This window comes from Mesorhizobium sp. M7A.F.Ca.CA.002.15.2.1, from assembly GCF_003998715.1.
Taxonomy (GTDB): Bacteria; Pseudomonadota; Alphaproteobacteria; order Rhizobiales; family Rhizobiaceae; genus Mesorhizobium; species Mesorhizobium ciceri.
On sequence record NZ_RZPI01000475.1, the window covers coordinates 1 to 4,473 of the forward strand.

Annotated in this window: 6 protein-coding genes; 5 read left to right on the forward strand and 1 reads right to left on the reverse strand. The window is 63.7% G+C overall.

What is annotated here, in order from left to right:
• From ENZ74_RS23035 to ENZ74_RS23045, 3 genes are all read left to right on the forward strand, one after another.
• Positions 1–557: citrate/2-methylcitrate synthase (locus ENZ74_RS23035; RefSeq protein WP_281059720.1), on the forward strand; the 557-nt coding region annotated here is incomplete at its 5' end.
• Between the two features lie 178 nt (positions 558–735).
• Positions 736–1,527 (forward strand): 3-hydroxybutyrate dehydrogenase, encoded by a 792-nt coding sequence (locus ENZ74_RS23040; protein WP_063169183.1) that lies wholly within the window; start codon positions 736–738, stop codon positions 1,525–1,527.
• A gap of 49 nt (positions 1,528–1,576) precedes the next feature.
• Positions 1,577–2,707, forward strand: a complete 1,131-nt coding sequence (locus ENZ74_RS23045) for a patatin-like phospholipase family protein (protein WP_027162499.1) — start codon at positions 1,577–1,579, stop codon at positions 2,705–2,707.
• Positions 2,708–2,740: 33 nt separating this feature from the next.
• Here ENZ74_RS23045 and ENZ74_RS23050 read toward each other — a convergent pair whose 3' ends face one another.
• The gene (locus ENZ74_RS23050; protein WP_013529190.1) at positions 2,741–3,337 is read right to left on the reverse strand and encodes a TetR/AcrR family transcriptional regulator; all 597 of its coding nucleotides are present in this window, start codon (positions 3,335–3,337) and stop codon (positions 2,741–2,743) included.
• 123 nt (positions 3,338–3,460) lie between these two features.
• On the opposite strand from ENZ74_RS23050, the gene ENZ74_RS23055 reads away from it, so the two are divergent.
• Together ENZ74_RS23055 and ENZ74_RS23060 are read left to right on the forward strand one after the other, a co-directional pair.
• The gene (locus ENZ74_RS23055; RefSeq protein WP_063169182.1) at positions 3,461–3,922 is read left to right on the forward strand and encodes a (2Fe-2S)-binding protein; all 462 of its coding nucleotides are present in this window, start codon (positions 3,461–3,463) and stop codon (positions 3,920–3,922) included.
• Positions 3,923–3,924: 2 nt separating this feature from the next.
• A partial coding sequence (locus tag ENZ74_RS23060; RefSeq protein WP_164761148.1) for a molybdopterin cofactor-binding domain-containing protein occupies positions 3,925–4,473 on the forward strand: 549 nt, incomplete at its 3' end.

Below are 4,473 nucleotides of genomic sequence, written 5' to 3' on the forward strand. Positions count from 1 at the left end.
CCTTTGCGACGCGCGTGGTCGCCTCCACGCAGGCCGGCCTGACATCCTCTGTGCTGGCCGGGCTTGGCGCGCTCAAAGGGCCGCTGCATGGTGGCGCGCCTGGCCCCGTCATCGAGATGCTGGATGCGATCCAGGCGCATGGCGATGCCGCCGGCTGGCTGCGCAACGAGATCGCGCAGGGCAGGCGCATCATGGGGTTCGGCCATCGCATCTACCGTGTGCGCGATCCGCGCGCCGATGTGCTGAAGGCCGTCGTGCGGCAACTCGGCGGCGAGGGCGAAACCGGTCGCCGGCTGGCCTTTGCGGAGACCGTCGAGCAAACGGCGCTCGAGGTGCTTAGGATCGCCAAGCCGCAGCGTTCGCTGCAGACCAATGTCGAGTTCTACACCGCGCTGGTGCTGCAAGCGGCGGGCTTTCCGCCGCAAGCTTTCAGCAATGTCTTTGCCGCCGGGCGCGTGGCCGGCTGGATCGCGCATGCGCGTGAACAGCAGACGACTGGACGGCTGATCCGACCGCAGTCGCGCTATGTCGGGCCGGTGCCGGACCTGGTCGCCTGAGGTTCTTTCGGCGCCTGGCGAGCGACTCCGATCCGATCAGGATCCTCCTGGTGAGCGGCCGTGTGGCCGCTCATGACGAAAATTTCATCTCGTCGAAAAATTCTGGCCGCTGTTATTGCGTCGCATTGAGCATATATGCTGCACTGCAACATAAGATCGCTCTTGCCGCAACCAGAGGATTTCGACCTTGGCCGCCAGAAAACACGCAGTCATCACCGGCTCCACATCGGGCATTGGCCTGGCCATCGCCCAGGCGTTGGCGGCCGAAGGCCATAATGTCGTCGTCAACTCCTTCTCCGACACGGCTGCCGACCACGCCATCGCTGACGCGATCGCCAGACAGCACAAGGCGAAGACGGCCTATATCAAGGCCGACATGTCGAAGCCGGCCGAATGCCGGGCGCTGATCGCCAAGGCGGCCGAGACATTCGGTTCGGTCGATATTCTCGTCAACAATGCAGGCATCCAGCATGTCGCGCCGGTGGAAGAGTTCCCGATCGAGAAATGGGACGCCATCATTGCCATCAACCTGTCGTCGGCGTTCCACACCATCGCGGCCGCCATCCCGCTGATGAAAAAGGCCGGCGGCGGCCGGATCGTCAACATCGCCTCGGCGCATGGCCTGGTCGCGTCGCCGTTCAAATCGGCCTATGTCTCGGCCAAGCACGGCATCATGGGATTGACCAAAACCGTTGCGCTCGAACTGGCGCGCGAAAAAATCACCTGCAACGCCATCTGCCCCGGCTATGTGCTGACGCCGCTGGTCGAGGCGCAGATCCCCGCCCAGATGAAAGCCCATCAGATGGACCGCGAGACCGTCATCCGTGAGGTCATGCTGGACAAGCAGCCGACCAAGGAATTCGTCACGGTGGAGCAGATCGCGGCAGCGGCGGTGTTCCTGTGCTCGGACGCGGCGGCGCAGGTCAACGGCACGCAACTGTCGGTCGACGGCGGCTGGACCGCCGCGTGAGGCGCAAAACTCTCTCATCCACCCAAAGGGATAGATCAAGGACGACGCCATGACCAAGAACGGCAAGGCGGAGGAGACGAAGAAGATCAACGTAGCGCTTCAGGGCGGCGGCTCGCACGGGGCCTTTTCCTGGGGTGTGCTCGACCGGCTGCTGGAGGACGGACGGCTGGAGATATCAGCAGTGTCCGGCACCAGCGCCGGCGCCATGAACGCGGTGGCGCTGGCCGACGGATATGTGCGCGGCGGAGTCGAAGGCGCGCGGCAAAAACTTGACGATTTCTGGCGCGCGGTGGCGGCCAAGGGGCGGTTCAGCCCGGTGCAGCGCATGCCGTGGGACGTCGCCTGGGGCAACTGGTCGATCGAGAACACGCCCGGCTATCTCTTCTTCGATACCATGTCGCGGGTGTTCTCGCCCTATGTCGCCAACCCACTCGGCCTCAATCCGCTGCGCGACGTGGTGCAGCAGGAGATCGATTTCGAGAACGTCCGCGCCTGCAAGTCGATGGAACTGTTCATCTCGGCGACCAATGTCGAGACCGGACAGTTGCGCGTCTTTTCCGACGGGGAGATCGACCTCGATACGGTGATGGCCTCGGCCTGCCTGCCGCAATTGTTCCGCGCCGTCGAGATCAAGGGCGTGCCCTATTGGGATGGCGGCTATGGCGGCAATCCGGCGCTTTATCCGTTCTTCAAGACGGCTGCGACCGAGGACGTGCTTCTGGTGCAGATCAATCCGGTGGTGCGCGAGGGAACACCAAGAAGCGCCAACGAGATCCAGAACCGCATCGACGAGATCACCTTCAACGCCGGGCTGCTGCGCGAATTCCGCTCGATTGCCTTCGTCAAGGAGCTGATCGCCGCCGGCCGTCTGCCACATGGCGAGTACCGCGACATCCGCATGCACCGCATCGATGCCGACGAGGCGTTCAAGGACCTGTCGGCGTCCTCGAAGGTCAACGCCGAATGGGCGTTTCTGACCTACCTCAGAGATCTCGGCCGCACCGCCGCCAGCGACTGGCTGGAAGAGAATTACGACGCCGTCGGCAAGCGACCGACGCTCGATCTCTCCGGCGAACTGGATGACGGCTTCAAGCCGGTACGCGGTCCGGCACCCGGCCGGCGGGTCAAGGAATTTCTTGCGGCCCGCAAGAACCCGGAGGCAGAGCGCCGGCGCGCCTGAGCGACCAATCGATGTGCATCGATTGGTCCGCAATCATGCTTTCAAGGTCAGGTCGATCACCCTGATCAGGGCAGCGGCTGCCTGCCGCTGCCCTTCCGGATCTCTGATCCGCGCCTTCATGCCTTCCAGCCCGTCGAGCAGCATGTCGGCAAGCAGTTGCGCCGACAGGCCCCTGGCCGCCAGATCGACGCCGTTCCTGGCTGCCTCGCCCTCTATCGCGGCGCCGATGTGTTGGCCAAGCCCGCCGCGCCAGCAGCCCACCAGATCGCCAAGGCTCGATTTCATGTCCAGCAATTCGGCGCCGTGCGGCGAGGCAACGACCGCGCTCATCATCGAGATAAAGGCCTCATCGATGGCTCGCATCATGCGCTCGGTGAAAGGGCCGTCGCCGGATAGGGCAAACCTTGCCGCCTCGACCGAGCGCGACAGGATCATCATGGCGATGGCGCGGAAAATGTCGGTCTTGTTCTTGAACAGGAGATAGAGCGCCGGGCGCGACATGTCGGCGGCACGGGCAATGTCGTCCATGGTGGTGCGCGAGAAGCCATAGGCCAAAAACACCTTCATCGCGCCATCCAGAATACGGACGCGTTTGGGATCGGCGGTGGCGGTGTCTTCGATCTGGTTCATAGAGCAATTCTATCCTGCAAAATCCTAATTGACAAAATGACGAAATTTGTCAATCTGTATCGGAGCGAAACGGCCGGGAGGCCGCTTCGCCCTTGGCAGTGGACGACAACAAAGGGTATCCCCATGCGCCTCACCGTCGACGGTCAGTCATTCGATATCGACGCCGATCCGGACATGCCGCTGCTGTGGGCACTGCGCGATCTCATTGGCAAGACCGGGCCAAAGTTTGGCTGCGGCATCGCCGCCTGCGGCGCCTGCACTGTACATGTCGACGGTCAGCCGGTGCGTTCCTGTTCGTTTCCCGTCGGCGAGGTCGGCGGCGCCGTCACCACCATTGAAGGCATCGGCACGGCAGGCGGACTGCATCCGGTGCAGCAGGCATGGCTGGAGGAACAGGTCGCGCAATGCGGCTACTGCCAGGCCGGCCAGATCATGAGCGCGGTGGCGCTGCTCGATGAAGTCGCCGACCCGAGCGATGCCGACATCGACAACGCCATGGGCGGCAATCTCTGCCGCTGCGGCACCTATCCCAAAATCCGCTCGGCCATCAAAAAGGCCGCGGCGCTCAAGACGGCGGGGCTCTGACCATGGCCAGTGTCGGAAAGATCGCCCGCCGCACGTTTCTGATTGGCGCTGCCGCTGTCGCTGGCGGCGTTGCCGTCGGCTATTACTACTATCGCAAGCCGTTCCCGAACCCGCTCGAGGCCGAGCTTGGCAAGGGCGAGGCGACGTTCAACCCTTATGTGAAAATCGGCGCCGACAACACCATCACCATCGTCGCGCCGCGCGCCGAGATGGGGCAAGGCATCTCGACGACGCTTGCGGCCATGGTCGCAGAGGAACTCGACGTCGGGCTCGACCGGGTCATGGTCGAGCATGGACCGGCATCCCATGCCTATTACAACGCCGCGATCCTCGAGGAGGGCGGTCCGTTCGCCTTCTTCGATGAAAGCCTGACCGCGCAGGCGGTGCGTTCCGGTCTCGGTGTGGTCGGCAAATTCCTTGCCCTGCAGGGCACCGGCGGTTCGGCTTCGACACGCGACGGTTTTGACAAGATGCGGCAAGCGGGTGCCGCTGCCCGGCAGATGCTGGTCGCAGCGGCAGCGCAAAAACTGGGTGTCGCGTCGGCCGTTTCC

Excerpts from the sequence above, each read along its gene's own strand:
- ENZ74_RS23050 (WP_013529190.1), bottom strand. The coding sequence starts at position 3,337 with ATGAACCAGATCGAAGACACCGCCACCGCCGATCCCAAACGCGTCCGT.
- ENZ74_RS23045 (WP_027162499.1), top strand. The coding sequence starts at position 1,577 with ATGACCAAGAACGGCAAGGCGGAGGAGACGAAGAAGATCAACGTAGCG.
- ENZ74_RS23055 (WP_063169182.1), top strand. The coding sequence starts at position 3,461 with ATGCGCCTCACCGTCGACGGTCAGTCATTCGATATCGACGCCGATCCG.